We start from the raw sequence: 26,561 nt of genomic DNA, 5'->3' as shown, positions 1-26,561 counted from the left end.
GTGCCCTGTTCCTCCACCGGTGCATCCGAACCCCCGAAGCGACTGATCCGCGCGGCCCGTCCGCGGGCCGCCTGTCACTTCTGGTACACCGCCCGGCCCGTCGGGGTTCCCACTGCGCGCCCGCTATTTCGGGGACCGGCCGGAGGGCGGTCGGTCCCGCTGCTCCAGCGACGCCGCGATCTCCACCGCGCGCTCCTTCGACCCCACACCCTCCAGACGGAGCGTGACGACGCCCTCGCCGCCCGGCGAGGTCCACAGCAGGGTCGGCCCCGCCGTGCGCTTCCGCCACGTGTAGCGGTCGCCGCCCGGGCCCACCAGCGGAAAGCTCAGCTGATGCGGCCGGGGAAACCACAGAGCCGGGTCCGGAATACCGTCGGCCGGAGCGGCACCGATCGGTGGCAGCAGCTCCGGCTGCTCACGCACCGTCTTGATGAAGCTGGGGTCCAGCCGCGCCCGGAACTCGTCGAGCCGGATGGTGTGGCCCCGCTCGCGCCAGCACAGGCTCACCAGGACCCGCCCACGCGGCAGACCGCTCACCGTCACCGCGTCCGGCGTCCCCAGCACGTCCGGCATCAGCGGCGTGAACCTGGCCCGCCGCTCCGCCTCGGCCAGGGACACCGACCGGCCGCAGCCGGGCACCTGGGCACCCACAGAGGGCACCGCCGACGGGTCGTACCGCACCTCGACGCCGCCGAAGCCGAACCAGTCGGACACCGCCGCCCGCACCGGGGGAGTGAGCGCGAGGACCGTCAGCAGCCCGCACAGCGCCGCCGTGATCGACCGCCACCGCGCACGCGTCCAGCGCCGAGCCGCCCGCAACCTCTCCCGCAGCCGCTCACCGGCCCCCGGCGGCTCCGCCACCGGCACACGCTCGGCCAGTATCTGCTCCAGCACCCGCTCGACCATCGACTCGGCCCCGGCCCCGCCGGGCGCGTCCAGCGACCGGCCCAGCGCCTTCAGCTCCTCCCGCAGCCGGGCGGCCTCCGCGCGCCGACGGCCCTCGCCGCCGTCACCGTCGTACGACTCACTCACGCCTCTCACCCCCTTCCCCAGACTCCCCAGGCTGGAAATCCGGCAGCAGGCGGGCCAGCTTCCGCAGCGCTCGATTGAGCCGGGACTTCACTGTCCCCCGGGGCCAGCCCAGGGCCTGGGCCGTCTCCGGCTCGTCCATCTCCAGCAGATACCGGTAGGTGACGGCCAGGCGGTGCTCCTCGCTCAGCTTCTCCAGGGCGGCCAGCAGCGCCGCGCGGCGCTCCGTCCGGAGCGTCGCCACCGCCGGGTCCGCCGATTCCGGTATCAGCGGCTCCGCCTCCACGAACGCCGCTTCCCGGCCGGCGAGCGTGCGCTGCCGCGCCGCCGTGCGCACCGTGTTCCTCGTCTCATTGGCGACGATCGCCAGCAGCCACGGCTTGAACGCCATGCCGTCCTTGAAGCGGCCCAGCGCGCAGTACGCCTTGACGAAGGCCTGCTGCACCACGTCCTCCGCGTCCGCACCCGCCCCGAGCGCGGCGGCCGCCCTGAGCGCGATGCCCGTATGGGCCCGCACCAGGTCCGCGTACGCCTCCGGCTCTCCGGCGCGTACGCGTGCGATCACCGCGGCCTCATCGACGATGCGGCCCCCCTCCCGCGTCCTCACTATCTTGTTACACCGCAGGGCACGGATCGGTTCCCACCTGTTTCGGACCAGTTCCGGATCGACCCCCGAGACCTGAGAGAATGATGGGCATGGCCTCTGATCGACCCCGCGTGCTCTCCGGAATCCAGCCCACCGCAGGCTCGTTCCACCTCGGCAACTACCTCGGCGCCGTCCGCCAGTGGGTGGCCCTGCAGGAGACCCACGACGCGTTCTACATGGTCGTCGACCTGCACGCGATCACGCTTCCGCAGGACCCGAAGGACCTGCGCGCCAACACCCGCCTGGCCGCCGCCCAGCTGCTGGCCGCCGGGCTCGACCCGGAGCGCTGCACGCTCTTCGTCCAGAGCCACGTCCCCGAGCACGCCCAGCTCGGCTGGGTCATGAACTGCCTCACCGGCTTCGGCGAGGCCTCCCGCATGACCCAGTTCAAGGACAAGGCAGCCAAGCAGGGCGCCGACCGCGCCTCCGTCGGCCTGTTCACGTACCCGATCCTCCAGGTCGCGGACATCCTGCTGTACCAGGCCAACGAGGTCCCCGTCGGCGAGGACCAGCGCCAGCACATCGAGCTCACCCGCGACCTCGCCGAGCGCTTCAACGGCCGCTTCGGCCGGACCTTCACCGTCCCGAAGCCGTACATCCTCAAGGAGACGGCGAAGATCTACGACCTTCAGGACCCGTCGATCAAGATGAGCAAGTCGGCGTCCACGCCGAAGGGCCTCATCAACCTCCTCGACGAGCCCAGGACCACCGCCAAGAAGGTCAAGAGCGCGGTCACCGACACCGACACGGTCATCCGCTACGACGTCGAGAACAAGCCCGGCATCAGCAATCTCCTCACCATCTATTCGACCCTCACCGGGACGGGTATCGGTGAACTGGAGGAGAAGTACGCCGGCAAGGGCTACGGTGCGCTCAAGACGGACCTCGCCGAGGTCATGGTCGAGTTCGTGACGCCGTTCCGGGAGCGCACCCAGCAGTACCTGGACGACCCCGAGACGCTCGACTCGATCCTGGCCAAGGGCGCGGAGAAGGCGCGTGCCGTCGCCGCGGAGACCCTCTCCCAGGCGTACGACAAGGTGGGCTTCCTGCCCGCCAAGCACTGAACCCGCACGAACCCGCCCCGACGCCGAGCCGTACCACCGCAGAGCGCTGCACATCACTCCGGTTGCGCCTGCCCGCAACACACCCGTGGCCGTACAGTCGATAGCCGGGTGACGCGTCAGCGGCCACTCACGCTCATCAACAGGACGAGCCACACCGACGACACGACAGGAGACGACGTGGGGACCGTAACGATCGGTGTCTCGATCGCGGTCCCGGAGCCTCACGGCAGCCAGCTCCAGCAGCTGCGCGCGGGCTTCGGCGACGCCGCGGCTCACGGCATCCCCACGCATGTCACCCTGCTGCCGCCGACGGAGGTCGACGACGCCGCCCTCCCGGCGATCGAGGCGCACCTCACGGAGGTCGCCGCGTCCGGCCGGCCGTTCCCCATGCGGCTCTCCGGCACCGGCACCTTCCGGCCCCTGTCGCCGGTCGTGTTCGTCCAGGTCGTCGAGGGCGCCGAGGCCTGCACCTGGCTGCAGAAGCAGGTCCGCGACGCCTCCGGGCCCGTCGCCCGCGAACTGCAGTTCCCGTACCACCCGCACGTCACCGTCGCCCACGGCATCGACGAGGCGGCGATGGACCGGGCGTACGAGGAACTCGCCGACTACGAGGCCGAATGGCCGTGCACCGGCTTCGCGCTGTACGAGCAGGGCGCCGACGGCGTCTGGCGGAAGCTGCGGGAGTTCCCCTTCGGCTCGTCCGTCGTGCCGCCGCAGGCGTCGGCGCCGGTGGAGCGGGGATCGCTGCCGGCCCACTGACGGGCCACCGAGGTTCCTTCGAGCCGAGCAGGGCTAGGAGCCCTTGCGCCGGGCCGCCCCCGTCAGAGCGGCAGCCGGCGGAACACCCCGCGCGGCAGATGCCGCAGCGCCGACATCACCACGCGCAGCGCGCCGGGCACCCACACCGTCTCCGAGCGGCGCCGCAGACCGACCTCGATCGCCGTCGCGACCGCCTCCGGCGTCGTCGCGAGCGGTGTCTCCTCCAGGCCGGCGGTCATCCTCGTACGGACGAAGCCGGGGCGTACGACCATGACGTGCACGCCCGTGCCGTGCAGCGCGTCGCCCAGGCCCTGGGCGAAGGCGTCCAGGCCGGCCTTGCTGGAGCCGTAGATGAAGTTGGCGCGGCGGGCCCGCTCGCCCGCGACGGAGGACAGCACGACCAGGGAGCCGTGGCCCTGGGCTTGGAGCGCGCGGGCGCACACCAGGGCCGCCGAGACCGCGCCGGTGTAGTTGGTCTGCGCGACCCGGACCGCGGCCTCCGGGTCCCGCTCGTCGCGGGCCTGGTCGCCGAGGACGCCGAAGGCGAGCAGCACCATGTCCACGTCGCCCTCGGCGAAGACCTTGCCGAGCACGGACTCGTGGGAGGTGGGGTCGAGAGCGTCGAAGGCGACGGTGTGCACGTCCGCCCCGAGGCGGCGCAGCTGCTCGGCGGCCTGTTCCAGGGCGGGCGACGGGCGGCCCGCCAGCCACACCGTGCGGGTGCGGCGGGCGATCATACGGCGGGCGGTGGCCAGCGCGATCTCGGACGTACCGCCGAGGACGAGCAGGGACTGGGGGAGGCCGAAGGCGTCCTTCACGACAGCTCCTAGAGGGTGAGGCGGCGGGCCAGGTCGGACATGAACACCCCGCGCGGGTCGAGCTCGGCGCGCAGGGCGCGGAAGTCGTCCAGCCGCGGGTACATCGCGGCGAGCAGTTCTGGCCGCAGCCGGGAGTCCTTGGCGAGGTAGACCCGCCCGCCGGCCGCGGCCACCTCCTCGTCGAGTTCGTCGAGGAAGGCGCCGAGGCCGGGCAGGTTCGCGGGGATGTCCAGGGCCAGGGTCCAGCCGGGCACGGGGAACGACAGCCAGCCCGGGTCGGCCTCCCCGAAGCGCTTGAGGACGGCCAGGAAGGACGGGCAGCGGCGTTCGGAGATGCGTCGCACGATCCGGTGCAGGGCGTCCTCCCGGCCGTGGCCGACGACGAACTGGTACTGGACGAAGCCGGCGCGGCCGTAGATCCGGTTCCAGTGGGGCACGCCGTCCAGGGGATGGAAGAAGGCGGGGATCTGCTGCAGTTCGCCGGTACGTGCGCGTGGCGCCTTCCGGTACCAGAGTTCGTTGAACAGGCCCACCGTCGTCCGGGTGAGCAGGCCCTCCGGGAGGAAGGCGGGGGCGGCCGGGAAGCGGGGGGTGCGGAAAGCGAGGGGGGCGCGCCACGCGCGTGTGCCCTTCGGCAGGGCCCCCAGGGGTGCGTGGTCGCCGCGGGTGAGGACCGCCCGGCCCGTCGCCGCGCCGCGTGCCAGCAGGTCGATCCAGGCGACCGAGTAGCGGTAGCGGTGGTCGGTGGCCGCGAGGCGGGCCATGAGGTCGTCGAGGTCCGTCGCGCGCTCGGTGTCGACCGACATCAGGGACGTCTCGACCGGCTGGAGGCGCACCGTCGCCGTCAGGATCACGCCGGTCAGGCCCATGCCGCCCGCGGTGGCGTCGAACAGGGGCGTGCCGGGGCGCACGGTGCGGATCGCGCCGTCGGCGGTGAGCAGTTCCAGCGACAGCACGTGCCGGGAGAAGGAGCCCGAGACGTGGTGGTTCTTGCCGTGGATGTCCGCGCCGATCGCCCCGCCGACGGTGACGTAGCGCGTGCCGGGCGTCACCGGCACGAACCAGCCGAGCGGCAGCAGGACCTCCATCAGCCGGTGCAGGGACACGCCCGCGTCGCACAGGACGGTGCCGCCGTCGGCGTCGATCGCGTGGATGCGGTCCAGGCCCGTCATGTCGAGCACGGCCCCGCCGGCGTTCTGCGCCGCGTCCCCGTACGCCCGTCCCAGGCCCCGGGGGATGCCGCCTCGGGCGCCGCAGTCCCGGACGGCGGCCGCGGCCTCCTCGTACGTCCGCGGGCGGATCAGGCGGGCGGAGGTGGGAGCGGTGCGGCCCCAACCGGTGACCGTGGTGCGGTCCCAGCCCGTGTCGGAAACGGTGTCGGCAGACATGTGGGTGACCGTATCGCCGCTATGTGGCGATTAGTTCAGAAACATGGCATCTCTCCCCGAAATGGGTGATTAATGGGATGTCGCCCAATATTGCCGGAGTTCCGGCCGTGTCGGCGTGAACAGTGAATCCACATGGACGACATGGATGACATGGCCGACACGGACGACATGGATCACATGGGCGACCTTCACGACAACGACCTCGACGACAGCGATCTCCACGACAGCGGCCTCGACGACATGGACCACCGGATCCTCGCCGTGCTCCACGCCTGCGGCGGTGACCCGCGAGTCGCCACTGCCGCGCGTGCCCTGTCCTGGGCCGGCGAGCACGCGGCGCTGTGGATCGCGGCCGGTCTCACCGGAGCCGCCGTGGACGGTGCGCGGCGCGGCGCCTGGCTGCGCGGAACGGCACTCACCGCGGGCGCGCACCTCGCCAGCATGGGCGTGAAGCGGATCGTGCGCCGTCCGCGCCCCGCGCATGTCGAGCCCCTGGTGCGCACCGCCGGCCGGCACTCCTTCCCGAGCTCCCACGCGACCTCCGCAGCGGCCGCCGCGGTCGCCTTCGGCACCCTGGGGGCCTACGCGGTCCCGCCGCTGGCCGCCGCGATGTGCCTCTCCCGGCTGGTCGTCGGCGTCCACTACCCCTCGGACGTGGCGGCGGGCGCGGCCCTCGGGGCGCTCACGGCACGCCTCGGTACGCGCTGGATGCGAGGGGGACGGGCATGACCGAGACCGCGCCCCTGACGGGCACCGCGCGCCTCGCCGAGGCGGCGCCGCTGGAGCAGCGCGAGCCCCGGCCTGCCACGCCGCCCCGCCGCACAGGCACGCTCCTGGGCGGCCTGCTCCGCACCGCGCGCCCCAAGCAGTGGGTCAAGAACATCCTCGTGATCGCCGCCCCGGCGGCCGCCGGCGAGCTGTTCTCCCGGCACGCCCTCGTTCAACTCGCGCTCCTCTTCGCCCTGTTCACGGCCAGCGCCGCCGCCGTCTACCTCGTCAACGACGCCCGCGACGCCGAGGCCGACCGCGCGCACCCCGTCAAACGCCACCGGCCGGTCGCCGCCGGACAGGTCCCCGTGCCCGTCGCGTACGCCGTCGGCGGCGCCCTCGCCGTCCTCGCGCCCGCCGCCGCGGCCTGGCTGTGCTCCCCGGCCGTCTGCGCCCTGCTGACCGCGTATCTCGGCATGCAACTGGCGTACTGCGTCAGCCTCAAGCACGTCCTCGTCGTCGACCTCGTCGTCGTCACGACCGGCTTCCTGATGCGGGCGGTGGTCGGGGGACTCGCCCTCGGCATCCCGCTGTCGCGCTGGTTCCTGATCACGACCGGCTTCGGCGCCCTGTTCATGGTGTCGGCCAAGCGCTACTCCGAAGCCGTGCAGATGGCCGGAAAAGCGGGCGCCACGCGCGCGTTGCTCACCGAGTACACCACCGGTTACCTCCGCTTCGTCTGGCAGCTCGCGGCCGGCGTCGCGGTCCTCGGCTACTGCCTGTGGGCCCTGGAGGAGGGCGGCGTGCCGCACACCAGCGTGCTGCCCTGGCGGCAGCTGTCCATGGTCGCCTTCATCCTCGCCGTCCTCCGGTACGCCGTCTTCGCCGACCGCGGCACGGCCGGCGAACCCGAGGACGTCGTCCTGCGCGACCGCGCCCTCGCCCTGATCGGCGTGAGCTGGCTGGCGATGTACGGCCTGGCGGTGGTGAATTGGTGAGCACGCGCACGCGGGCGACCCGCCGCGAACTGCTCGGCTTCGCCTCCGCCGGCCTGCTCGCCTACGCCACCGACCTGGCCCTCTTCACGTACCTGCGCGGCCCCGCCGCCCTCGACCCGCTCACCGCCAAGGCACTGTCCTTCGTGGCGGGCTGCTCGGTCGCGTACGCGGGCAACGCGCTCGGCACCTACCGCGGCACGCGCGTGCGCGGGCTGCGTCCGTACGCCGTCTTCTTCGCGGTGAACCTCGCCGGTGGCGCCGTTCAGCTGCTCTGTCTGGCCGTCAGCCACTACGGCCTCGGCCTCACCTCGCAGCGCGCGGACACCGTCTCCGGGGCGGTCGTCGGCATGGCGCTCGCCACGGTTCTGCGCTTCTGGGGCACTCGGACATGGGTGTTCCGCCAGAAGGGCAGAGTCGGATCATGGACTGGCTGAAAAAGCTCCCCGTCGTCGGGCCGTGGCTGGCGCGGCTGATGGTCACGCACGCGTGGCGGTCGTACGAGCGGCTGGACCGGGTGAAGTGGACGCGACTGGCCGCCGCGATGACGTTCACCAGCTTCGTCGCGCTCTTCCCGTTGCTGACCGTGGCCGCCACGATCGCCGCCGCCACGCTCAGCACCGAGCAGCAGAACATGCTGGAGGACAAGATCGCCGAGCAGGTGCCCGGCATATCCGACCAGCTGAACATCGACGGCCTGGTGCAGAACGCCGGCACCATCGGTCTCATCGCGGGCGCCCTGCTGCTGTTCACGGGCATCAGCTGGGCCGGCCTGACGCGCGAGTGCCTGCGTGCGGTGTGGGAGCTGCCCGACGAGGAGGAGAACCCGGTCCTGCGCAAGGCCAAGGACGCGGGCGTCCTCGTCGGCCTGGGCGGCGCCGTCCTGGTCACGATCGCCGCCTCCGCCGTCGCCTCCGCGATGGTCGGCTGGATCATCCGGCAGATCGGCATCAGCGGGGGCGGCTGGGGCGGGGGCCTGTTGTACGTCGCCGCGTTCGCCATCGCCGTACTCGCCGACTTCCTGCTCCTGCTGTACGTCCTGACCCTGCTGCCCGGCGTCGAACCCACGCGGCACCGCCTGGTGGTGGCCGCGCTGACCGGAGCGGTCGGCTTCGAACTGCTGAAACTGCTGCTCAGCGGCTATCTGCAGGGCGTGGCCGCGAAGAGCATGTACGGCGCGTTCGGCGTGCCCGTCGCCCTGCTGCTGTGGATCAACTTCACGTCCAAGCTGGTGCTGTTCTGCGCCGCCTGGACGGCGACGCAGAGCAAGGAGGTGGAGGTGCCGGACGTCAGGGACGGGTCCGACGGCGCACCAGATCCGGCAGCGGCCAGCGGCGGGTGACCAGGAACGCGCCGCCCGCGAGCAGTACCAGCACCCCGCCGGTGACCGCGAGCGCGACCCCCATGCCGCTGGAGCCGTCCGCGGCCGGGGCACTGGCCACCGGCTTCGACCCCGTCCCGGCCGTGCCGTCCCCGGAGCCACCGGCCTCACCGGAGGCGTCGGCACCCGGCTGGGCTTCGGCCTGCGCGGCGCCCTTCGGCGGCACGAGCTCGCCCACCGGCTGCACCTTGCCGACCGCCTTGAAGCCCCAGTCGAACAGGCGGGCGGTCTCCTTGTAGACCTCGTTGTGCTCGTCCTTCTCCGGGTTCATGACCGTGACGAGTAGCACTTTGCCGTTCCGCTCGGCGACGCCGGTGAAGGTGGCGCCCGCGTTGGTGGTGTTGCCGTTCTTGACGCCCGCGATGCCCTGGTAGACCGGCATGCCGGAGTCGCCGGACAGCAGCCGGTTGGTGTTCTGGATCTCGAAGGACTCGCGAACCGCCTTGCCCTTCTTGCTCTTCTTCGTCTCGCCCGGGAACTTGGCGCGAACCGTCGAGCAGTACTCGCGGAAGTCCTTCTTCTGCAGCCCGGAGCGGGCGATCAGCGTCAGGTCGTACGCGGAGGAGACCTGGCCCGGCGCGTCGTAGCCGTCGGGGTTGACCACGTGCGTGTCGAGGGCCTGGAGCTCCTCGGCGTGCTCGTTCATCTCCCTGACGGTGTTCTCGACGCCCTTGTTCATCGCGGACAGCACGCGCACGGCGTCGTTGCCGGAGCGCAGGAAGACGCCGAGCCACAGGTCGTGGACGGTGTACGTCTCGTTCTCCTTTATCCCGACCATGCTGGAGCCCGGGCCGATACCGGCCAGATCGGAGGGGACGACCTTGTGCTTCATCGTCCTCGGGAACTTCGGCAGCAGGGTGTCCGCGAACAGCATCTTCAGCGTGCTCGCCGGGGCCAGCCGCCAGTGCGCGTTGTGCGCGGCGAGCACCTCGCCGGACTCGGCGTCGGCGACGATCCACGAACGGGCCGTCACGTCCTTCGGCAGCACCGGCACACCGCTCGCGAGGTTGACCTGCGTCCCGGGCTGCCCGAGCCGGGCCCCGCCCACGGTCGACATCGTCACCGGGGGAGTGGCCGACGGGCTCGCCGAAGGGCTGCCCGACGGGCTCGCGGACGGACTGCCCGAGGGGCTCGGGGCGGCGAAGGCGGCGGGCGCGGTCAGCGCGGTGGACAGCAGGGCGGCGGAGGTGACCAGCAGGGATCGCCTGACGGTCTTCTTGGGTGCGGGCACGATCGAGAAAGTACCTGGCGCGTGCGGGGAAGTCCCGCTTCCGCCCCCACCCCGGGCACGGAACCGGACACGCGGTGGCGATACTGGACGTATGAAGCTCAGCCGCCCCGTCTCCTGGTTCCTGCTCGCCTTCGGGGTGTGGAGCTGGGTCATCTGGATCACTTTCGTCAAAAACCTGATCAAGGACAGCAGCGGGCTCGCGTTCGACGACGGTCACCCGACGGCGTACTTCTGGGTGCACTTGCTGCTCGCCGTCGTTTCCTTCGTATTGGGGACGGCCATCGGGGTCATCGGGTTGCGCGGTCTGCGCGCACTGCGCCGGACGTCATAGGACGCGCCGCGCCGGACGTCATAGCGCGCACTGCGCCGGACGTCATAGGACGCGCTGCGTCGCACGTCATGGCGGGTGCTGCGCCAGACCTCAGGTGAAGCACCCCTGCGTCGCACGTCACAGGAACGCGCCGCGCGTCACAGGAACAGGACGGATACGCAGGACGTTCACTCAGCACGCACACCGGAGGGGAACTCGTCGCGTGGTCATCGTCTTCGCGCTCGTCGCGCTGCTGGTCGTGGCCGTCCTGGTGACGGCCAACTGGTGGGTGTGGCGTCGCCTGTTCCGCGACACGACCCGCGGTCCGGGCCTCGTGCGCCGCGCGGGCGCCGTGCTGATCGCCGGCGGCTGGGCGCTGACCGTCGCGGCCGTCGTCGCCGAGCGCGCCGGTGCGCCCTTCTGGCTCCAGCGCGTCCTGGCCTGGCCGGGCTTCCTGTGGATGGCGCTGTCGATCTACCTGGTGCTGGCGGTGCTGGCGGGCGAGGTCGTACGCCCCCTGCTGCGACGTTTCGTGGAACGGCGGGGGAGCGCGACGGCGGGGACCGTGCCGGAGCCGGAGCCGGAGCCGGAGCGGGAGCCGGAGCCGGAGCCGAAGACGGGGACGAAGACGGGGACGGTCGCGGCCGGAGGGGCGTCGCAGGTGGCGGAGCCGCAGCGGATGCCCGCAGTGGCGGTGAGCGGCCAGGAGCCGGGCTCCGTGATCGCGACGAGCGGGCCCGAGCAGAACTCCGTGGCGGCACCCGAGCCGCAGCCGAGCCCGACCATCGGCACCACCCCCTCCGGGCCGGACGGTCCGTCCGGCCCGTCCAGACCTGTCGGCCCCTCCCGCCGCCTCTTCGTCTCCCGAGTGGTCGCGGGTGCCGCCGCCGCGGCCGCCGTCGGGACCGTCGGGTACGGCACGTACGGCGTGCTGAGCGGCCCGAAGGTGAAGCGGGTCACCGTCCCCCTGGCCAAGCTCCCGCGCGCGGCGCATGGTTACCGCATCGCGGTGGTCAGCGACATCCACCTGGGCCCGGTCCTCGGCCGGGGCTTCGCCCAGCAGGTCGTCGACAAGATCAACGCGACCCAGCCCGACCTCATCGCGGTCGTCGGCGACCTGGTCGACGGCAGCGTCAAGGACCTGGGCCCGGCGGCCGCCCCCCTGGCGCAGCTGAGGGCCCGTCACGGCTCCTACTTCGTCACCGGCAACCACGAGTACTTCTCGGGTGCCGAGCAGTGGGTCGAGGAGGTACGACGCCTGGGCCTGCGCCCCCTGGAGAACGCGCGTACGGAGCTCCCGCACTTCGACCTGGCCGGGGTGAACGACGTGGCGGGCGAGGAGGAGGGGCAGGGCCCCGACTTCGCCCGGGCCCTGGGCGACCGGGACCGGGCACGCGCGTGCGTGCTCCTCGCCCACCAGCCGGTCCAGATCCACGAGGCCGTCGAACACGGCGTCGACCTCCAGCTCTCCGGCCACACCCACGGCGGCCAGCTCTGGCCCGGCAACCTCATCGCCTCCGCCGCCAACCCGACCCTCGCGGGCCTGGAGCGCTACGGAGACACCCAGCTCTACGTCAGCCGGGGCGCGGGCGCCTGGGGCCCGCCGACCCGGGTGGGCGCGCCGTCGGACATCACGGTGATCGAGCTGGCGTCGCGGCAGGCCTGACGACAGCAGGCACAGCGTCTCGACGTCTCGACCTCGAAGATGCGGCCGTCGCACCACAGGCCCCACCAGAACCCGCCGACCGTCGGCCGACCGTGGTCATGGACTCCTCCGGGCCACGCGGTGGCGACGCGGCGAGCCGGGCGGCCCGCTCCGGCACCGGCGGGCGCGGACGGACAGGCGGACGGACAGCCCGGTGCGAGGTGGTCGTGGCGTGCGAAGCACCCGTCCGCGGCGAGCAGGCCGGCACAGTTCGTCCGGCCACACGTTCGTCGACGCGTGCGCGAGGCTGCGCGAACACTCCACGGACACCGGCTCCTCGACCGTCGTCCTCGTCGGGTACGACCGAGCCGACGGCACGGACGGCGGCATCGACGCCGCCCCGACCCACTGGTCCCCGGCTGCGCGCCGCGCACCGGCGACCACCTGGTGACCAAGAAACACCGCCCGGGTCGCGGCCCTCGTGGCCGCGCAGGCCGCCGGGAACTGAACCCGGCGGCCGTGCGCCGGACCCGGCGGACGTGCGCCGGCTCACTTGCGGTGGGAGCCCTGGTGAACCGGGCGAAAGACACCACAGGGTAAGTTCTTTCCCAACTCGGCACATCTCCCTTCCCCCTGCTGAAACAGCTGTGATTGGGTGAGCCGGCCACCCAGGGGGGTGGCATACGCACGCAGGGCCCGTGCCGGGTCTGGGGAGGACAGGACCGATGCGGTCGGTTCGCATACGGATACTCGCGGGACTGCTGGTCCTGGCGGCCGTGGGGGTGGGCGCCTGGCAGTTGCTGCCGTCGCGGGGGAGCAAGGCCGCCATCAGGGTCGGCACGACGGACGCCGTCACCTCCCTCGACCCGGCCGGCGCCTATGACGCCGGATCCTGGGCGCTGTTCAGCAACGTCTTCCAGTCGCTGCTGACCTTCGAGCCGGGCGGCGCGCAGCCCGTGCCAGACGCCGCGCAGAGCTGCGGGTTCGTCGGCAGCGACCTGCGCACCTACCGCTGTGAACTGCGCGAGGGCCTCACCTTCCCGAGCGGCAAGGCGGTGACCGCCGAGGACGTGAAGTACTCCTTCGACCGCATCAAGAAGATCAACTCCGCCGTCGGCCCGGCATCCCTGCTGGAGACCCTGTCCTCGGTGAGCGCCGACGGGCGGACCGTCACGTTCCGGCTGTCCTCGCCCGACGCCACCTTCCCGTTCAAGGTGGCCACCGGCGCCGGTTCGATCGTCGACCCCGCCACGTACCCGGCGAACCGGCTGCGCACCGGCAACGGTGTCGACGGCACCGGCCCGTACACCCTCACCTCGTACACGAAGGGCAAGGAGGCCGTCCTCACGCCCAACGGGCGCTACGAGGGCGCGGTCAAGGACACCGGCAGCCCCGTCGAACTGCGCTACTACGCCGACCCGGACGCCCTCGACCACGCCTGGAACGCCAAGCAGGTCGACGTCGCCACCCGCCAGCTGCCGCCCAAGGTCCTCGCCGGCCTGAACCCGAGCGACCCCCGGCAGCGCGTCTTCGAGGCCGACAGCTCCGAGACCCGCAACCTGTACTTCAACACCCGAGCGGGCAAGCCGCTGCACGACCCGCGCGTACGGCAGGCCATGGCCTGGCTCATCGACCGCGAACGGCTGGCCGCGACCGTGTACGAGGGCACCGTCGACTCGCTCTACTCGCTGATCCCGACCGGGATCACGGGCCACACCACCTCGTTCTTCGACGACTACCCCGAGCAGGACCCGAAGAAGGCCCGGGAACTACTCACCGAGGCCGGTGTGAGCCTCCCGGTCCGCTTCACCTACGGCTACGCCAAGGGCCGCGGCGCCGCCGCCGAGGAGGCCGCGGAGATCAAGCGGCAGCTGGAGGCGACCGGCCTGTTCAAGGTGACCGTACGGGGCTACGAGTGGACGGACTTCCAGAAGCAGTGGGCGAGCGGCCGACTCGACGCGTACGCCGTCGGCTGGGTCGCCGACTTCCCCGACCCCGACACCTTCGGCGGCCCGCTCGTCGGCACCGGCGGCACCATGAACACCGGCTACAGCAGCAAGACCGTCGACCGGCTCATCCAGGCCAGCCAGCGCTACGCCGACCGCGGCGAGGCCACCCAGGACTTCCGCGAGCTGCAGGAGACCATCGCCCACGACGTGCCGGTCATCCCGCTGTGGCAGGCCAAGGAGTACGTCGTCACCAGCGAGGACATCGGCGGCGGCCAGTACCTGTCGGACGGCACGGGCGTCTTCCGCCTCTGGCGCCTGGACCGGCTCTGACGTGCCCGGCGGCCGCCCCTGCTACGCCGGCACGGCCGCCCGCACCGGCAGGGTCACCGTGACCGCCAGTCCCTCGCCCGGTGCCGTCCGCACGGTCACCTCGCCGCCGTGCGCCCGGACCACCCCCTGCACGATCGCCATGCCCAGCCCGCTGCCCGCGCCCCCGCCGGCCCGGAAGAAGCGGTCGAAGACGCGGGCCGCGTCCTCCTCGGTGAGGCCCGGCCCCTTGTCCTCGACGCACAGCGTCACGGCGCCGTCCAGGCGCTCCACACCGAGCCGCACCGGCACGTCCTCGGGCGTGTGCGTCCGTACGTTGCCCAGCAGGTTGCCGAGGACCTGGCGCAGCCCGGACTCGTCGGCGCGGATCAGCACAGCGCCCTCGGCGTCGACGGTGAGCGGCCGCCGGGGCTGCTGCACGCGCAGGTCCTCGGCCGCGTCGCGCACCAGGCGGCTGATGTCGACGTTCCGGAAGCGCAGTTCGGGCTGCTGGTCGAGGCGGGCCAGGGTGAGCAGCTCGTCGACGAGCCGCCCCATGCGGTCGGCCTCCGCCATCATCCGGTCCCAGGCGCGCCTGCGTTCGGCCGGGTCGGTGAGCATGCCCCTGTCGTACAGCTGGAGGTAGCCGCGTATCGCGGACAGCGGGGTGCGCAGCTCGTGCGAGGCGTCGGCGACGAAGCGGCGCAGCTGGGCCGCGCTGCGCTCGCGGGTGCGGTAGGCCGACTCGACCTGGTGGAGCATGGAGTTGAGGGCGATCCGCAGCTGTTCCACCTCCAGGGTGGGGTCGCGGCTGGAGGGGACGCGCCGGGTCAGATCGCCTTCGGCGATCGCCGACGAGGTCTCCACCATGTCCTCCAGCGGCCGCATCCGGCGGCGCACGCTGAACATCGTCAGGCAGGCCAGCAGCGCCAGCAGCAGCGTGCCCATGGCGAGGTCGAGTCTCACGGCCTTCGCGACGCCCTCGTGGAGGGCGTCGGTCGAGCTGGCGAGCAGGATGTACGTGCCGTCGGCGAGCTGTGTCGCGGTCGCCCGGTAGGCGGTACCCCGCACCGTGACGTCGTGCGGTTCGGGGTCCGCGGTCAGCGTGCGCGGGTCGGGGACGGCCTTCGCCAGGGCGCGCTGGGCCTCGGTCGGCTGGAATCCGAGGATGCCGACGGCCTCACCCCGGCCGTCGACCGCGGCGAAGATCGTCTCCGGTTTCGGACGGTCGTCGTCGGGGGGACCGAGCCGGTCGCGGACGAATCCCAGCACGCTCAGCGAGTCGATCTGCCGCAGGGTGAGCCGCGAACTGCCCAGGGAGTCGCGCGTCTTGGTCAGCTCGGAGTCGATCTGGTCGAGCAGGTAGTGCCGCATGCCCATCACGCTGACGGCGGTGGCCACGACGATGCCGAGGGCCAGCAGCGCCACGTTCGCCAGCGTCAGCTTGCCCCGCAGGGAGTGGATGCCGCGCTCGCAGCGCGGCCACCGCAACCGGATCCTCATGCCAGCCCGTAACCGACCCCGCGCCGGGTCGTGATCACCGGCGGGCCCAGCGCGTGGAGCTTGCGCCGCAGGTAACTGATGTACGTCTCGACGACCGTCGACTCGGGCGGGGTGTGCTCGTACTGCCACACGTGCTTGAGGAGTTGCTCCTTGGGCACGATCCGGCCGCCGTTGCGCACCAGGAAACGCAGCAGCGCGTACTCGGTGGGGGTGAGCTCGACCGTGCGGCCCGCGCGGCGGACGCTGTACGTCGTCTCGTCCAGCTCCAGGTCGCCGTACCGCAGGGGCGGCCGCTGCGGCAGGACGTCGGCCATGGGGGTGCCCCCTGCTCGAGCGGGGTCGAGAGCTTGGGGGAGGGTGCGGCGCAGCACCGCCTGGAGGCGGGCGACGACCTCGTCGATGTTGAACGGCTTGGTGATGTAGTCGTCGCCGAAGCCGAGGGCGCCGACGATCTCGGCGGGCGCGTCGCGCGCGGTCAGGAACAGCAATGCCAACTCGGGGCGCCGCGCGCGCAGTTCGCGGCCCAGCGCCCGGCCGTCGCCGTCCGGGAGCATGACGTCGAGCAGCGCGGCGTCCGGGCGCGTGTGCTCGACGAGCGCGATCGCCTCGCGGACCGTGCCCGCCGTCATGACCTCGAACCGGTGGTAGCGCAGCGCGATGGCGAGGACGTCCGCGATGGACTCCTCGTCCTCCACGACCAGCACGGTGCCAGGAGCCGTCGTCATGCCCCCAGTATCTGCGCGACCACTGACAGCGGGGCCGGTTCGCGCTTTGGAGTTCCTTGAGAGTCATGGGCACGTCGTGTCCACGCACGCGTGCCGCCGCCCATTCTGTTGCCCAGGACCTGGGGGACCAACCGACCGACGAAGGAGCGTTGAGCGTGGCGGCATTGGCACGGTGGTGCTATCGGCACCGGCTGGTGGTCCTGTTGCTGTGGGTGGGGGCGCTGTTCGGGCTGGGCGCGGCGAGCACGACCGCGGGCACGAACTACGCGGAGGTCTTCTCCCTCCCGAACACGGACTCCAAGCGCGCGTACGACCTTATGGAGAAGGCCTTCCCGGAGCGCGCGGGCGACACCGACGCGGTGGTGTGGAAGGTGGACGGCGAGGACGGGGCATCCGTACGGGACGAGTCCGTACGGTCCCGGATCGAGCCCGCGCTGGAGGAGATAGGAAGGATGGAGGGGGTCGGTGAGGTCACCGGCCCGTACGGTGCCCAGGGCGCCGCGCAGATCAGCCGGGACGGGCGGATCGCCTACGCGCAGGTGACGTTCGCCGAGCAGGCGAACGCCGTGCCCAAGGAGCTGGTCCAGGACGTCGTCGACACGGCGAAGGACGCCGGCGGCGACGGGTTGCAGGTCGAGCTGGGCGGCCAGGCCATCACGCGCGTGCAGGAGCCGCCCACCGGCACCGCCGAACTGGTCGGCATCCTCGCGGCGGCCGTCGTGCTGTTCCTGGCCTTCGGGTCGGTCTTCGCGATGCTGCTGCCGATCGTGGTGGCGGTCTTCGGCGTCGGCACCGGCCTGTTCTCCACGCAACTGCTCAGCCACGTCACGAACGTGCCCGAACTCGCCTCGCTGCTGTCCACGCTGATCGGCCTCGGCGTCGGCATCGACTACGCCCTGTTCATCGTCACGCGGCACCGGCGCGGCATCCTGCGCGGCGTGGACCCGGAGGAGTCGGCGGTCATGGCCCTCAACACCTCGGGACGGGCGGTGCTGTTCGCGGGCGGCACGGTGTGCATCGCGCTCGCCGGGATGCTGGTGACGAACCTGCGGTTCCTGGACGGTGTGGTCATCGGCACCTCGCTCACCGTGGTCCTCAGCGTGCTCGCGGCCGTCACCCTGCTGCCCGCCCTGCTCGGTCTCCTCGGCCACCGGGTGCTCAGCCGCCGCCAGCGCCGCAGGCTCGCCGCGCAGGGCCCCGAGCCGGAGCGGACGAGCGGCCTCGCGGCACGCTGGTCCGCGACCGTCGAACGCCGCCCGCGCTCCGTCGCCGCCCTGGCCGTCGTCCTGATGGCCGCGCTCGCCCTGCCGCTGCTGTCCCTGCGCCTCGGCACCGTCGACCAGGGCAACGACGACGCGTCGATGACGACCAGGAAGGCCTACGACCTGCTCGCCGAGGGCTTCGGCCCCGGCTTCAACGGCCCGCTGCAGGTGGTCGTGAACGGGGAGGGAACCGACGCGCTGGTCAGCGCCCTCCGGGAGACGGACGGCGTCGCGCAGGCCGTCTCCGCGCCGCCCGCCAACGGCGTCACGGTGATCCAGGTGGTGCCGACCACCTCGCCGCAGGCCGAGGAGACGGACCGCCTGATCGAAACGTTGCGCGACGACGTCATCCCCGACGCCGGCGTGGAGGCGCACGTGGGCGGTGTGACCGCCGTGTCGAAGGACTTCGCGTCGGTCACGGGCGACCGTCTGCCGTACTTCATCGCCACGATCATCGGTCTCGGCTTCCTGCTCCTGCTGGTCGCTTTCCGCTCCCTCGTCGTCCCGCTGACGGCCGCCGTGATGAACCTGATCGCGGCGGCGGCCTCCTTCGGCGTCCTCGTGGCGATCTTCCAGTGGGGCTGGGGCCTGGACCTGCTCGGCCTCGGCGAGGAGGGCCCGATCGCGGCCTTCCTGCCGATCATCATGCTGTCCCTGCTCTTCGGCCTCTCCATGGACTACCAGGTGTTCCTGGTCAGCCGGATGCACGAGGAGTGGGTGCACACGAAGGACAACGCGCGCGCGGTGCGGGTGGGCCTCGCCGAGACCAGCCGGGTCATCAACTCGGCGGCCCTGATCATGGTCTGTGTCTTCCTGGCCTTCGTCCTCAGCGGCGACTACGGCGCGGCCATGGCCGGTGTCGGCCTCGCCGCCGCGGTCGCCCTGGACGCGTTCATCCTGCGTACGGCCCTGGTGCCGGCCGCGATGCATCTGCTCGGGAAGGCCAACTGGTGGCTGCCGGCCGGGCTGGAGAAGCGGCTGCCGCACCTCGCGGTGGAACCGAAGGAGGAGACGGCGGCACAGGACCCGCCCGCGGAAGGCAGGGCCTCGGTCGTGCACGGCTTCGTCCGCGGTCCCGACGGCGCCCCGGTGGACGGCGCGGTCGTGACGCTCCTGACCCAGGGCGGCCGCCAACTGGACCGCGTGACCTCGCTGGCCGACGGCTCGTACATCGTGTCGGTCCCGGCGCCGGGCACCTACCTGCTGGCGACGACGGCCCCCTCGTACCCCTCCCGGGCGACGCAGGTCGCCGTGACGGACGGGCCGCTGGTGTACGACGTGGAGCTGGCGGCGAGCGAGGTGGACGCCGTCAACTGACCTGAGCGCTCAGGAAGCGGACGTCCTGCCGGGGCCGGACAGCGCCTTCGTCGTCCCCGGCAGGACGTCCGTGAACAGCTCGTGCGTCTCGTGCGTCTCGTGCATCTCGCGCACGAGCGGCCGCGGCGACCGGAAGCGTACGGTCGAAGATCCAGTCAGCACCCATCGGGCGCGTCACGGCCGTCGGCCGAGCTCCGGGCGCTTGGAGTAGTCCGTGAAGCCGATGACGTTCCCCCACGGATCGGCGACCTCGACGGCCCAGCCGGTGGCGACGGCGGACGGCTCGTCGAGCAGGGGGATGCCCGCGTCGCGCAGCGCCCGCGCCGCCGCCCGGGCGTCCGCCACCTCCAGCCACACGCGCGGGGAGGGCCACGGCGGCGGGCGGTGCCCCAGCGCCTCCTCCTGCCGCAGCAGGATCCCGGGCGTCTCGCCCCCGACCTTCAGCAGCGCGATCCCGGCCTCGTCGAGCCGGAAATCCAACGGGAACCCGGCCCGCCCGTAGAACCCCACGGCCTCGCCGAGGTCCCCGACGGGCAGCAGCACGTTGTCGAACCCGAGCAGTTCGTACGACTCGTCATCTGACATACCGTCAGAGTAGGGCGATGATCGGCCGCAACCGGTGATTGCCGGTGGTGCCTCGGTCTCCGGTGGTGTCTCGGTTGTCGACGGTGCCTTGGTCGTCGGCGGTGTCTCGCGGTTGTCGACGGTGCCTCAGTTGTCAGCGGAGCCTCGGTTCTCGGCGGAGGCTTGATTGTCAGTGGTGCCTCGGTTCTCGGCGGAGGCTCGATTGTCAGTGGTGCCTCGTACTGTCGTCGGCATGGGAATCGTGACGTTCGTCGACGAGACGACAACGGGGGACCGGAGCGCCGCCTGGGGTCTGGAGATCGCCGAGGAGCGGCTCACCGTGCGTGAGCTGATCCGGCGCCGGGTGTTCCAGGAGGTCGCCGAGTACAACGCGCGCAGGCCGGAGGTGTTCCAGGGCCTGGTGCAGCCCGCCGACACCGAGCGGGTGCTGAACGGCTACGCGGTGCGCACGCGCCGCCGCATCGACCCCGAGACACAGACGGAGCTGGCGCTGCGGGCCTTCGGGGGCAACGGCTTCCTGGTGCTGGTGGGGGACCGTCAGGTCACCGACCCCGACGAGGAGATAGAGCTGACGCTCGGCACCGAGGTCACGTTCCTGAAGCTCGTACCGCTGGTGGGTGGCTGATGGCCGCCTTCCGATCTCCCCGCGCGCACACGGACCGGATGCGCAACCGGCTCGCCGACGGCGACATCGACCGGGTCGCCGACGAGGCGCTGAGGGTGCTGGACTCCAGCGGCGGCCGCTGGAGCGGAAGCTGGGGCGACCTTCTCGGCATGCTGCGGGAGCTGCCGCCGGCGGACCGCCGCGCACTGGTGCGCGCCCTGGCCGACCGTTTCGAGCGGGCCGGTGACGACGCGCGGGACCGCTGCCGCCACCTCGCCCTGTGCGGGCTGCTCTCCGACGGCCTCGACGACGACCCCCTGGCCGCCGAGCGTCTGAAGGCCCTGGACGACCTCGCGCGGAGGCACTCGTTCTGGCACGCGGAGCGCTTCGACGTCCTGGCCCGGGCCGAGCTGGCCGCCGGCCGGCCGCTCGCCCCGCCCGTCGTGGCCGTCATCCGCCGTACGGCTCTGGACGCCTACACCTGTGAGGAGTTGGCCGCGTTGGCGAAGGAGCTCACCGACCCCGTCCTCAACGTCGGCGAGGAATGGGCCGAACAGGCCCTGCGTGACGCCACCGGCCCCGACTGGCAGGCCCTGCTCGGCCACGCCCTGACCGCCACCGCCTCCAAGCCCACCGCCAAGTGGGACAAGCGGGCCCGCGCCCTGATCGACGCCCTCGGCGCCGACCGCGTCCGCGCGGCCGTCCTGCCCTGGCTCGCCCTCGTCGGCCGCCCCCGCACCCTCCCGCTGGAGCGCCGCGACTGGCAGCCGGACATCAACAGCGCCTACGACCCCTACAACGCCACCGCCCTGCGCGGCCTGGCCTGGCTGCTGTCGCTCCTGCCGCCCCACCCCGAGGTGCCCCGCGCGCTCGGCGCCCTCGTGGAGACCTCGCTGAAGAAGGCCGCCGGACTCGGCCCGCGCAACCCCAAGGTCGCCAACGCCGGTGTCGTCGCCCTCGCCCGCATCGACGGCGAGACCGCCCTCGCCGAACTCGCCCGCCTGGTCACACGGGTGACGTACAAGAACACGGCCAAGCTTCTGGACACCGCCCTGGAGACGAGAGCAGCGGCACTCGGCCTCAGCCGCGAGGAGATCGAGGAACTGGCCGTGCCCTCCTACGGCCTGACGGAGGTCGGCCGGGCGGAACACCGCCTCGGCGAAGCCACCGCCGTCGTGCGCGTCCAGGGCTCCAGGGCCGTGCTCGGCTGGCGCAACGCCGCCGGCAAGGCGGTCAAGACCGTGCCCGCCGCCGTGCGGCGCGACCACGCCGACGAGCTCAAGGAACTCAAGGCCGCCGTCAAGGACATCGACCGGATGCTCTCGGCGCAGAGCGAGCGCCTGGACCGCCAGTTCCTCGCCCGCCGCACCTGGCCGTACGCCGCCTGGCGCGAGCGCTACCTCGACCACCCCCTGGTCGGCACGCTGGCCCGCCGCCTCCTCTGGACGGTCGACGGCACGACGGCCGGATACGCCGACGGAGCCCTGCGCACCCTCACCGACACACCCGTCGAAGAGGGCATGCAGGTCGAACTCTGGCACCCGGTCGGCCACGAGCCCGCCGAGATCGTCGCCTGGCGCGACTGGCTGGAGCGGCACGGCATCACCCAGCCGTTCAAGCAGGCCCACCGCGAGGTGTACCTGCTGACGGACGCCGAGCGCGCCACGGGCACGTACTCCAACCGCTTCGCCGCCCACATCCTGCGCCAGCACCAGTTCCACTCCCTGGCGGCGATCCGGGGCTGGCGCAACAAGCTGCGCCTGTGCGTCGACGACGAGGCCCCGCCGGCGACACGCGACCTGCCCGCCTGGGGCCTGCGCGCCGAGTACTGGATCGAGGGCGACGGCGAGGAGTACGGCGTCGACACCACGGACTCCGGCAGCTACCTGCGCCTGCGCACCGACCAGGTCCGCTTCTACCCGATCGACGCCCCGCAGAACTCGGCACACTGCTACGGCGGCGAGTACCGCATGTGGCTGCGCGGCGGCGCGGCCCCGGCCGACCCGCTCCCCCTCACGGACATCCCGCCCCTGGTCCTGTCCGAAGTCCTGCGCGACGTCGACCTGTTCGTCGGCGTCGCCAGCGTCGGCAACGACCCGACCTGGCAGGACGGCGGCCCCGGCGGCCGTTTCCGGGAGTACTGGACGTCGTACGGCTTCGGTGAACTGAACCAGAGCGCGGAGACGCGCCGGGCCCTGCTCGAACGCCTGATCCCACGCCTGGCGACAGCCGACCGCTGCACCATCGAGGGCCGCTTCCTGCACGTGAAGGGCGAACGCCACACGTACAAGATCCACCTCGGCTCGGGCAACATCCTCAGGACCCCGAACGACCAGTACCTGTGCATCGTCCCGAAGTCCGACCCGTCCGCCGCGCAGACCGGGTATCTGCCCTTCGAGGGGGACCGCATGCTGGCGGTGATCCTGAGCAAGGCGATGATGCTGGCCAACGACACGGAGATCACGGACCCGACGATCCTCAGCCAGCTGTAGGCGGGTCCGGGGGCCGGGGTTCGCTCAGTCGCTCGTGCGGGGCTGTCCCGCCGTGAGGATCTCGGCCACGTCGAGGGTGACCTTGGCGCCGATCGAGTCCGGCAGCGCCACGGTCTCGCCGGGGGCGTGAACGCGGTGGTTCGCGTAGTCGTCTCCGGACGGTTCGGTGAGGACGTGCAGGCGCTGGTGCTCACGGTCCACGACGACGTACACCGGGACCTTGGCCTCGGCGTAGGCGGTGACCTTGGTCTTGAGGTCGTCCTTCCAGTTCCCCGAGGTGACCTCCAGGACGAGGCGGAAGCAGGCAGGGTCGTACGCGTTGTTCTCGACGAAGTGATCGTCGATGTCGGCGTCCACCACCACGAGGTCGGGGATGGCGTAGTCCTCGTCGCCGGTGGGGAGCCACAGTCCGACGTTCTGGAGGACCTCTGTTTCGCCACCGTGCAGGCCGGCTGCGATGAACGGGAGCATGAGGCCGGTCAGGGCGCGAGCGTGGGGAGCATCCGGGGACGGGGTCACGAGGAGATGGCCTCCGATGATCTCGACGCGGTAGCCCGGATGGCGCTCCATGATCTCGTCGGCGATGGTCGTGAGGGTGACCGGCTCGTCGTCGTCATGGTCGAAAGGCTGCTCGACGGATGCAGCTGACATCAGGTGCCTCCCGTGGGCAGGTGTCGAGAGCATCATCGTAGGTCGGACGACGCCCGTGCGTCCTTGCCGGCTCCGTTCACCCCATGGTGTGCATATGCCCGAGGGCCCCGTATCCAGCGGAAACGGGGCCCTCGGACATACACCGGGAGGTCTCAGTAGCGGCGCGTGATCAGCGCCCGCTTCACCTCCGCGATCGCCTTCGTGACCTCGATGCCGCGCGGGCAGGCGTCCGTGCAGTTGAAGGTCGTGCGGCAGCGCCAGACGCCGTCGCGGTCGTTGAGGATCTCCAGGCGCTGCTCGCCGGCCTCGTCACGCGAGTCGAAGATGAAGCGGTGCGCGTTGACGATGGCGGCCGGGCCGAAGTACTGGCCGTCGTTCCAGAAGACCGGGCACGAGGTGGTGCAGGCGGCGCACAGGATGCACTTCGTGGTGTCGTCGAAGCGTTCCCGGTCTTCCGCCGACTGCAGGCGCTCGCGCGTGGGCTCGTTGGTGTCCTTCGTGATCAGGAAGGGCATCACGTCCCGGTACGCCTGGAAGAACGGCTCCATGTCCACGACCAGGTCCTTCAGGACCGTCAGGCCCTTGATGGGCTCGACCGTGATCGGCTTCTCGGGGCTGATGTCCTTGATCAGCGTCTTGCACGCCAGGCGGTTCTTGCCGTTGATCCGCATGGCGTCGGAGCCGCAGATGCCGTGGGCGCAGGAGCGGCGGAAGGTCAGCGTGCCGTCGACGTCCCACTTGATCTTGTGCAGGGCGTCGAGGACGCGCTCCTTGGGGTCGATCTCGATCTGGAAGTCTTCCCAGGTCGCCTCGGCCGAGACCTCCGGGTTGAAGCGGCGGACCCGGAAGGTGACCGTGATGTACGGGGAGTCGGCGAAACCGGGCTCGGGCTTGCCGGCCGCGTCTTCCTTGTCCAGAACAGGGGTAGCCATCAGTACTTACGCTCCATCGGCTGGTAGCGGGTCTGGACGACCGGCTTGTAGTCGAGACGGACGGTTTCGGTGCCGTCGGCGCCGACCTCGCGGTACGCCATGGTGTGGCGCATGAAGTTGACGTCGTCGCGGTTCGGGTAGTCCTCGCGGTAGTGACCGCCGCGGGACTCCTTGCGGGCCAGGGCGGACACCGCCATGACCTCGGCCAGGTCGAGCAGGTTGCCCAGCTCGATCGCCTCGAGGAGGTCCGTGTTGAACCGCTTGCCCTTGTCCTGGATCGCCACGTTCTTGTAGCGCTCCTTGAGCTCGGCGATCTTCTCGACCGCCGTCTTGATCGTCTGCTCGGTGCGGAACACCATGACGTTCGCGTCCATGGTCTCCTGCAGCTCGCGACGCAGGGTCGACACCCGCTCGTTGCCCGTGGAGTTGCGCAGGCGCTCGATCTGTTCGGCGACGAAGGACTCCGGGGCCTCGGGCAGCTCGACGAAGTTCGCCGTCTGGGAGTACTCCGCCGCCGCGATGCCGGCCCGCTTGCCGAACACGTTGATGTCCAGCAGCGAGTTGGTGCCGAGGCGGTTGGCGCCGTGCACGGACACGCAGGCGACCTCGCCGGCCGCGTACAGGCCCGGGACGACGGTGGTGTTGTCCGCCAGGACCTCACCCTCGACGTTGGTCGGGATGCCGCCCATCGCGTAGTGGGCCGTGGGCTGGATCGGGATCGGGTCCGTGTACGGCTCGATGCCCAGGTAGGTGCGGGCGAACTCGGTGATGTCCGGGAGCTTGGCGTCCAGCTGCTCCGGCGGCAGGTGGGTGAGGTCCAGGTAGACGTGGTCACCCTCGGGACCGCAGCCGCGGCCCTCGCGGATCTCCGTGTAGATGGACCGGGACACGACGTCACGCGACGCCAGGTCCTTCATGACCGGCGCGTACTTCTCCATGAAGCGCTCGCCGTCCTTGTTGCGGAGGATGCCGCCCTCACCGCGGGCGCCCTCCGTCAGCAGGATGCCCATGCGCCAGATGCCGGTCGGGTGGAACTGGAAGAACTCCATGTCCTCCAGCGGAATGCCCCGCCGGTACACCGCCGCCTGGCCGTCACCGGTCAGCGTGTGCGCGTTCGACGTCACCTTGAAGAACTTGCCGCAGCCGCCGGAGGCGTAGATCACGGCCTTCGCCTGGAAGATGTGGATCTCGCCGGTGGCCAGCTCGTACGCCACGACACCGGCCGACCGCTTGACGCCGCCGACCTCGGTGATCAGCTGGTCCAGGACGTAGAACTCGTTGAAGAACTCCACGCCGTGCTTGACGCAGTTCTGGTACAGCGTCTGAAGGATCATGTGGCCGGTGCGGTCGGCCGCGTAGCAGGAGCGGCGGACCGGGGCCTCGCCGTGGTTCCGGCTGTGACCGCCGAAGCGGCGCTGGTCGATGGTGCCGTTCGGGGTGCGGTTGAACGGCAGGCCCATCTTCTCCAGGTCGAGGACGGAGTCGATGGCCTCCTTCGCCAGGATCTCGGCGGCGTCCTGGTCGACCAGGTAGTCACCGCCCTTGACCGTGTCGAAGGTGTGCCACTCCCAGTTGTCCTCCTCCACGTTGGCGAGCGCGGCGGCCATGCCGCCCTGCGCGGCGCCCGTGTGGGAGCGGGTCGGGTAGAGCTTGGTGAGCACGGCGGTGCGGCTGCGCTTCGTCGACTCGATGGCGGCGCGCATACCGGCGCCACCGGCGCCGACGATGACGGTGTCGTACTTGTGGATCTTCATGATTCTCGCAGCCCCGTGCCTAGCGGATGTTCGGGTCGAAGGTGAAGATCACCAGCGTGCCCAGCAGGATGGTGAACACCGTGGCGGTGTAGAGCAGGCCCTTGAGCCACAGCCGGGTGTTCGCGCGCTCCGCGTAGTCGTTGATGACCGTGCGCAGGCCGTTGGCGCCGTGCAGCATCGCCAGCCACAGCATCAGCAGGTCCCAGACCTGCCAGAAGGGGCTCGCCCAGCGGCCCGCCACGAAGGCGAAGCCGATCTTGGAGACGCCGCCGTCCAGCACGAGCTGGATCAGCAGGTGGCCGATCACCAGGACGACCAGCACGATGCCGGACAGGCGCATGAACAGCCAGGCGGCCATCTCGAAGTTGCCCCGGGTGGTCTTCGGGGTCTTCTTGGTGCGCTTGCGCGGCGGCTCGATGAGGGGCGCCGGGTTGTCGACGGTGTAGACGGATCCGCCTTCGACGGGGCCGATGCCCGAGGCGGTCTTCTCAGTCGTGGACATTGGCG

General features: G+C 71.5%; 25 protein-coding genes. 13 read left to right on the top strand and 12 right to left on the bottom strand.

All coding sequences use genetic code 11. From position 1 onward, the window contains the following. Window positions 1-123: 123 nt before the first annotated feature. On the bottom strand, window positions 124-1,032 hold the full coding sequence (locus ACYVMZ_RS15095; protein ID WP_461079684.1) for a hypothetical protein: 909 nt from the start codon (window positions 1,030-1,032) through the stop codon (window positions 124-126). Next, a complete protein-coding gene (locus ACYVMZ_RS15090; RefSeq protein WP_461079682.1) occupies window positions 1,025-1,594 on the bottom strand; it encodes an RNA polymerase sigma factor in 570 nt (189 codons plus the stop codon). The genes ACYVMZ_RS15095 and ACYVMZ_RS15090 overlap by 8 nt, the downstream gene beginning before the upstream one ends. Before the next feature lie 131 nt (window positions 1,595-1,725). Here ACYVMZ_RS15090 and trpS point away from each other — a divergent pair, with 131 nt between their 5' ends. Both trpS and ACYVMZ_RS15080 read left to right on the top strand, forming a co-directional pair. Further along, complete coding sequence (gene trpS / locus ACYVMZ_RS15085) at window positions 1,726-2,739, top strand: tryptophan--tRNA ligase (RefSeq protein ID WP_461079680.1); 1,014 nt, start codon at window positions 1,726-1,728, stop codon at window positions 2,737-2,739. Between the two features lie 177 nt (window positions 2,740-2,916). Further along, window positions 2,917-3,498, top strand: coding sequence for a 2'-5' RNA ligase family protein (locus ACYVMZ_RS15080; protein ID WP_461079678.1), 582 nt, complete (start codon window positions 2,917-2,919; stop codon window positions 3,496-3,498). 62 nt (window positions 3,499-3,560) lie between these two features. On the opposite strand, the gene ACYVMZ_RS15075 is transcribed toward ACYVMZ_RS15080, so the two are convergent. Next, complete coding sequence (locus ACYVMZ_RS15075; protein WP_461079676.1) at window positions 3,561-4,316, bottom strand: decaprenylphospho-beta-D-erythro-pentofuranosid-2-ulose 2-reductase; 756 nt, start codon at window positions 4,314-4,316, stop codon at window positions 3,561-3,563. Window positions 4,317-4,324: 8 nt separating this feature from the next. Further along, window positions 4,325-5,704 (bottom strand): FAD-binding protein, encoded by a 1,380-nt coding sequence (locus ACYVMZ_RS15070; protein WP_461079674.1) that lies wholly within the window; start codon window positions 5,702-5,704, stop codon window positions 4,325-4,327. Between the two features lie 177 nt (window positions 5,705-5,881). On the opposite strand from ACYVMZ_RS15070, the gene ACYVMZ_RS15065 reads away from it, so the two are divergent. From ACYVMZ_RS15065 to ACYVMZ_RS15050, 4 genes are read left to right on the top strand one after another with little or no spacing between them, the layout of a single operon-like run. Beyond that, window positions 5,882-6,433 (top strand): phosphatase PAP2 family protein, encoded by a 552-nt coding sequence (locus tag ACYVMZ_RS15065; RefSeq protein WP_461080046.1) that lies wholly within the window; start codon window positions 5,882-5,884, stop codon window positions 6,431-6,433. Further along, complete coding sequence (locus ACYVMZ_RS15060; protein ID WP_461079672.1) at window positions 6,430-7,410, top strand: decaprenyl-phosphate phosphoribosyltransferase; 981 nt, start codon at window positions 6,430-6,432, stop codon at window positions 7,408-7,410. Before ACYVMZ_RS15065 ends, ACYVMZ_RS15060 begins: the two co-directional genes overlap by 4 nt. Next, on the top strand, window positions 7,407-7,844 hold the full coding sequence (locus ACYVMZ_RS15055) for a GtrA family protein (protein ID WP_461079670.1): 438 nt from the start codon (window positions 7,407-7,409) through the stop codon (window positions 7,842-7,844). Before ACYVMZ_RS15060 ends, ACYVMZ_RS15055 begins: the two co-directional genes overlap by 4 nt. Next, window positions 7,832-8,749, top strand: coding sequence for a YihY/virulence factor BrkB family protein (locus ACYVMZ_RS15050; RefSeq protein ID WP_461079668.1), 918 nt, complete (start codon window positions 7,832-7,834; stop codon window positions 8,747-8,749). Before ACYVMZ_RS15055 ends, ACYVMZ_RS15050 begins: the two co-directional genes overlap by 13 nt. Here the strand turns inward: ACYVMZ_RS15050 and ACYVMZ_RS15045 are convergent. Beyond that, a complete protein-coding gene (locus ACYVMZ_RS15045) occupies window positions 8,697-10,019 on the bottom strand; it encodes a D-alanyl-D-alanine carboxypeptidase family protein (protein ID WP_461079666.1) in 1,323 nt (440 codons plus the stop codon). The two genes, ACYVMZ_RS15050 and ACYVMZ_RS15045, sit on opposite strands and share 53 nt — an antisense overlap. 91 nt (window positions 10,020-10,110) lie before the next feature. On the opposite strand from ACYVMZ_RS15045, the gene ACYVMZ_RS15040 reads away from it, so the two are divergent. The 4 genes from ACYVMZ_RS15040 (at window position 10,111) to ACYVMZ_RS15025 (ending at window position 14,253) form a co-directional block, all read left to right on the top strand. After that, window positions 10,111-10,350: an SCO4848 family membrane protein gene (locus ACYVMZ_RS15040; protein ID WP_461079664.1), complete on the top strand. Its 240-nt coding sequence runs from the start codon at window positions 10,111-10,113 to the stop codon at window positions 10,348-10,350. Window positions 10,351-10,552: 202 nt separating this feature from the next. Further along, a complete protein-coding gene (locus ACYVMZ_RS15035; RefSeq protein WP_461079662.1) occupies window positions 10,553-11,995 on the top strand; it encodes a metallophosphoesterase in 1,443 nt (480 codons plus the stop codon). Between the two features lie 211 nt (window positions 11,996-12,206). Continuing rightward, window positions 12,207-12,425 (top strand): hypothetical protein, encoded by a 219-nt coding sequence (locus ACYVMZ_RS15030; protein ID WP_461079660.1) that lies wholly within the window; start codon window positions 12,207-12,209, stop codon window positions 12,423-12,425. A 274-nt stretch (window positions 12,426-12,699) separates the two neighbouring features. Then, on the top strand, window positions 12,700-14,253 hold the full coding sequence (locus ACYVMZ_RS15025; protein WP_461079658.1) for an ABC transporter substrate-binding protein: 1,554 nt from the start codon (window positions 12,700-12,702) through the stop codon (window positions 14,251-14,253). Window positions 14,254-14,274: 21 nt separating this feature from the next. Here the strand turns inward: ACYVMZ_RS15025 and ACYVMZ_RS15020 are convergent, their stop codons facing one another. Beyond that, on the bottom strand, window positions 14,275-15,732 hold the full coding sequence (locus ACYVMZ_RS15020) for a sensor histidine kinase (RefSeq protein WP_461079656.1): 1,458 nt from the start codon (window positions 15,730-15,732) through the stop codon (window positions 14,275-14,277). Continuing rightward, a complete protein-coding gene (locus ACYVMZ_RS15015) occupies window positions 15,729-16,457 on the bottom strand; it encodes a response regulator transcription factor (protein WP_461079654.1) in 729 nt (242 codons plus the stop codon). The genes ACYVMZ_RS15020 and ACYVMZ_RS15015 overlap by 4 nt, the downstream gene beginning before the upstream one ends. Before the next feature lie 164 nt (window positions 16,458-16,621). Here ACYVMZ_RS15015 and ACYVMZ_RS15010 point away from each other — a divergent pair, with 164 nt between their 5' ends. Next, complete coding sequence (locus ACYVMZ_RS15010) at window positions 16,622-19,036, top strand: MMPL family transporter (RefSeq protein WP_461080044.1); 2,415 nt, start codon at window positions 16,622-16,624, stop codon at window positions 19,034-19,036. A gap of 174 nt (window positions 19,037-19,210) precedes the next feature. Here the strand turns inward: ACYVMZ_RS15010 and ACYVMZ_RS15005 are convergent, their stop codons facing one another. Further along, entirely contained in the window at window positions 19,211-19,621 is a 411-nt protein-coding gene (locus tag ACYVMZ_RS15005; protein WP_461079652.1) for a VOC family protein, read from the bottom strand. A gap of 232 nt (window positions 19,622-19,853) precedes the next feature. Between ACYVMZ_RS15005 and ACYVMZ_RS15000 the strand changes: the two genes are divergently transcribed. Next, window positions 19,854-20,246, top strand: a complete 393-nt coding sequence (locus ACYVMZ_RS15000) for a hypothetical protein (protein WP_461079650.1) — start codon at window positions 19,854-19,856, stop codon at window positions 20,244-20,246. Continuing rightward, the gene (locus ACYVMZ_RS14995) at window positions 20,246-22,717 is read left to right on the top strand and encodes a DUF4132 domain-containing protein (protein WP_461079648.1); all 2,472 of its coding nucleotides are present in this window, start codon (window positions 20,246-20,248) and stop codon (window positions 22,715-22,717) included. The genes ACYVMZ_RS15000 and ACYVMZ_RS14995 overlap by 1 nt, the downstream gene beginning before the upstream one ends. Window positions 22,718-22,741: 24 nt before the next feature. Here ACYVMZ_RS14995 and ACYVMZ_RS14990 read toward each other — a convergent pair whose 3' ends face one another. The 4 genes from ACYVMZ_RS14990 to ACYVMZ_RS14975 all read right to left on the bottom strand — a co-directional run bounded on the left by ACYVMZ_RS14990 (window position 22,742) and on the right by ACYVMZ_RS14975 (window position 26,556). Further along, entirely contained in the window at window positions 22,742-23,368 is a 627-nt protein-coding gene (locus tag ACYVMZ_RS14990; protein WP_461079646.1) for a Uma2 family endonuclease, read from the bottom strand. A gap of 152 nt (window positions 23,369-23,520) precedes the next feature. After that, window positions 23,521-24,300, bottom strand: a complete 780-nt coding sequence (locus ACYVMZ_RS14985) for a succinate dehydrogenase iron-sulfur subunit (protein ID WP_461079644.1) — start codon at window positions 24,298-24,300, stop codon at window positions 23,521-23,523. After that, entirely contained in the window at window positions 24,300-26,054 is a 1,755-nt protein-coding gene (sdhA, locus tag ACYVMZ_RS14980; RefSeq protein ID WP_461079642.1) for a succinate dehydrogenase flavoprotein subunit, read from the bottom strand. Before sdhA ends, ACYVMZ_RS14985 begins: the two co-directional genes overlap by 1 nt. Window positions 26,055-26,073: 19 nt before the next feature. Continuing rightward, window positions 26,074-26,556: a succinate dehydrogenase hydrophobic membrane anchor subunit gene (locus ACYVMZ_RS14975; RefSeq protein ID WP_461079640.1), complete on the bottom strand. Its 483-nt coding sequence runs from the start codon at window positions 26,554-26,556 to the stop codon at window positions 26,074-26,076. Window positions 26,557-26,561: the final 5 nt, after the last annotated feature.

This window comes from Streptomyces deserti, assembly GCF_054782695.1.
The sequence above is the reverse complement of the archived record's forward strand: the minus strand, read 5'-3'. Positions and strand labels throughout refer to the sequence as shown.

Excerpts from the sequence above, each read along its gene's own strand:
- ACYVMZ_RS15015 (WP_461079654.1), bottom strand. The coding sequence starts at position 16,457 with ATGACGACGGCTCCTGGCACCGTGCTGGTCGTGGAGGACGAGGAGTCC.
- ACYVMZ_RS15005 (WP_461079652.1), bottom strand. The coding sequence starts at position 19,621 with ATGTCAGATGACGAGTCGTACGAACTGCTCGGGTTCGACAACGTGCTG.
- ACYVMZ_RS15060 (WP_461079672.1), top strand. The coding sequence starts at position 6,430 with ATGACCGAGACCGCGCCCCTGACGGGCACCGCGCGCCTCGCCGAGGCG.
- ACYVMZ_RS15025 (WP_461079658.1), top strand. The coding sequence starts at position 12,700 with ATGCGGTCGGTTCGCATACGGATACTCGCGGGACTGCTGGTCCTGGCG.
- ACYVMZ_RS14995 (WP_461079648.1), top strand. The coding sequence starts at position 20,246 with ATGGCCGCCTTCCGATCTCCCCGCGCGCACACGGACCGGATGCGCAAC.
- ACYVMZ_RS15050 (WP_461079668.1), top strand. The coding sequence starts at position 7,832 with ATGGACTGGCTGAAAAAGCTCCCCGTCGTCGGGCCGTGGCTGGCGCGG.
- ACYVMZ_RS15070 (WP_461079674.1), bottom strand. The coding sequence starts at position 5,704 with ATGTCTGCCGACACCGTTTCCGACACGGGCTGGGACCGCACCACGGTC.
- ACYVMZ_RS14975 (WP_461079640.1), bottom strand. The coding sequence starts at position 26,556 with ATGTCCACGACTGAGAAGACCGCCTCGGGCATCGGCCCCGTCGAAGGC.
- sdhA (WP_461079642.1), bottom strand. The coding sequence starts at position 26,054 with ATGAAGATCCACAAGTACGACACCGTCATCGTCGGCGCCGGTGGCGCC.
- ACYVMZ_RS15000 (WP_461079650.1), top strand. The coding sequence starts at position 19,854 with ATGGGAATCGTGACGTTCGTCGACGAGACGACAACGGGGGACCGGAGC.
- ACYVMZ_RS15020 (WP_461079656.1), bottom strand. The coding sequence starts at position 15,732 with ATGAGGATCCGGTTGCGGTGGCCGCGCTGCGAGCGCGGCATCCACTCC.
- ACYVMZ_RS15065 (WP_461080046.1), top strand. The coding sequence starts at position 5,882 with ATGGGCGACCTTCACGACAACGACCTCGACGACAGCGATCTCCACGAC.
- ACYVMZ_RS15040 (WP_461079664.1), top strand. The coding sequence starts at position 10,111 with ATGAAGCTCAGCCGCCCCGTCTCCTGGTTCCTGCTCGCCTTCGGGGTG.
- trpS (WP_461079680.1), top strand. The coding sequence starts at position 1,726 with ATGGCCTCTGATCGACCCCGCGTGCTCTCCGGAATCCAGCCCACCGCA.
- ACYVMZ_RS14990 (WP_461079646.1), bottom strand. The coding sequence starts at position 23,368 with ATGTCAGCTGCATCCGTCGAGCAGCCTTTCGACCATGACGACGACGAG.
- ACYVMZ_RS14985 (WP_461079644.1), bottom strand. The coding sequence starts at position 24,300 with ATGGCTACCCCTGTTCTGGACAAGGAAGACGCGGCCGGCAAGCCCGAG.